The following is a 1,473-nucleotide window of genomic DNA, read 5'->3' on the forward strand; positions in this document are numbered from 1 at the left end:
TTGATCATGCTCGCAGCTCATCACTTGTGACCATCCGAACTAGACACTCAGATGATCACTGACGGGCTGCGAGCCCTTCACTCTCGGGTCGGCTCAGCCACAAACCCCGCTCAAGTTCGAAGAGCCGCCATACAGCTCTCGAAGGAACGCAGCTGCGGTAGTCGACGGCCAAATTCGGTCCATCAGGGGATCCAACACCTGCCGGATACCGCTGACGCCCCCTCGGCGGAAGTCGTTTGACCCGTCCTCGGCCAGCAGGTCGAACATCGCTTCGGGCAGTAGCTGGCGAAAGAGCTGGCGGCGCTCGGAGTAGGTGCCACCGCTGCTACGGCAACGGGCAATGGTTGCGGTGACGGCCTCTGCCGGCAACGTGATCCGCTGTCGGTTGATTACGACACGTAGGTGTTTCTGGTTGTCGGGAAGACCGACCCGCGCATAGAGAGCCCTCTCCACGAGGCCCACCATGCGTGGATCGCCCTTGAGCCGAACGACCTCGGTCGGCTCGGTGCGACCCCTACGGACCGGGGGGTGGAGCTGATGAACATCGAGCTGCTCTACGCTGGTATCACCGAGAGTGGGAAGCACCATCCGGGTGTACCTGGTGAAGGTCGGGTTGGGGCCGATGATGAGGACTTTTTCTGCCGTGAGCTGGTCCCGGTAGTTGAACAGGAGCCAGGAGACCCGGTGCAGCGCGATGGCCGTCTTCCCCGTCCCTGGCCCGCCCTGGACGACCATCACGCCTTCCAGAGGCGTCTGGATTAGGTCGAACTGCGCAGCCTGGATCGTGCGAACGATGTCCTGCATCGACCCAGTGCGGTTGCGCTCCAGCTCCGCCAGCAGCGTGTCAGACGGCCGTTCCCAGCTTTCTAGCTCTGCGATCTCGGCGGACAGCTCCGCCAGGATCGTGTCGGTGAAGCTTTGGATCATGTTGCCCTTGCAGCTGAAGTCGCGCTTGAGGTACAGCCCGCGGGGATCAGCATGGGTCGCCTTGTGGTACCGGGCCGCTGCTGGTGCCTGCCAGTTGACAACAACGATGTTTGACTCGTCATCGAAGATGGCGTGATACCCCAGGTACAGGCTCTCCCCGGACTCGTCGTCCATCCGGGCGAAAGCGACGGCATCGTCGGGCTTGCCGAGCCTTTCCTGCCGAGCCTTGGCGTCGCGGCGGATGCGGGCAGCAGCACCGCTATTCGCTGCGGCGTCCGCTGCGCTACCGAGGTTAAGGCGCATCCGCTCGCGATGCTCCCACGCTGCGTCGAAATAGTCCTGCTCGCGCTTCAACTCGACCGGGTCGACAGTCACCTGAAACTCCCGCTGAACTCGTCGGCGGACCAGGCGGCGACGAGATTGAGCCTTTCCGCGTAACGGTGTGAGTGCGGCGGGTAGCGGTGCTGGTGGCCGGTGCGGACACGCCCGGACCCGTTGTGGTGCAAGGGAAAGACGCAGAACCCCGGTATGAAGTGGTCCTCTCAC

1 protein-coding gene is annotated in these 1,473 nt (G+C 63.3%); it reads right to left on the reverse strand.

Annotated elements, in window-relative coordinates; genetic code table 11:
* Positions 1 to 93 precede the first annotated feature (93 nt).
* Positions 94 to 1,302, reverse strand: coding sequence for a hypothetical protein (locus tag ABGB16_RS33670; RefSeq protein ID WP_347672092.1), 1,209 nt, complete (start codon positions 1,300 to 1,302; stop codon positions 94 to 96).
* Positions 1,303 to 1,473 lie beyond the last annotated feature (171 nt).

Source organism: Micromonospora sp. B11E3 (assembly GCF_039871625.1).
Classification (GTDB): domain Bacteria; phylum Actinomycetota; class Actinomycetes; order Mycobacteriales; family Micromonosporaceae; genus Micromonospora.